The sequence below is a fragment of the Paenibacillus etheri genome (assembly GCF_001012825.1).
GTDB classification, from domain to species: domain Bacteria; phylum Bacillota; class Bacilli; order Paenibacillales; family Paenibacillaceae; genus Paenibacillus_AQ; species Paenibacillus_AQ etheri.
In genome coordinates this window covers 1-473 of record NZ_LCZJ02000040.1, presented here as the reverse complement: position 1 = coordinate 473, position 473 = coordinate 1, and the positions used below count along the sequence as shown (strand labels likewise).

At 48.8% G+C, this 473-nt stretch carries 1 protein-coding gene; it reads right to left on the bottom strand.

The annotated features are described in order from the left end of the window. Positions 1-128 precede the first annotated feature (128 nt). The coding region (locus tag UQ64_RS26305) for a transposase (RefSeq protein ID WP_156417684.1) at positions 129-473 on the bottom strand (345 nt) is incomplete at its 5' end.

Genomic DNA, 473 nt, shown 5'->3' with positions numbered 1-473 from the left:
GGGTGGAGGCCGGTCATGCTAACGTTACGGGTCGGTGCCCTTTGGTTCAATATATCCGGTACTCTGTGCTTTCTTTTGAAATCCCGTGAATAAGCCAAAATTCGTACGACGAAACGGTGAGAAATCGCTTAAGCTGCTAGCTGAAGTGGCATCGTTTTATGTGGATTGTAGGCTTCACTGCTGCGAGCCATCCCCACGAGAATGCGAGCTAGTTTACCACACAGTTTCATTAGTGACCTCATTTTCTTCATCTTTTTTACCTGAACATTGTACGCATGCATCGCCTTGAATTCCGGATTATTCGCGGTTAAGCTCAGGGTCATCATGAAGATGAAACGTCGGAGGCGAGATCGTCCGCGTTTACTAATCTTCATCTGTCCGGTCCATTTGCCCGAGCTTGCTTCCGCAAGGTTGAGACCAGCATGACGCAGCAAAGCGTTGCCATGAACAAAGCCGCTTAAATCCCCAGCCTC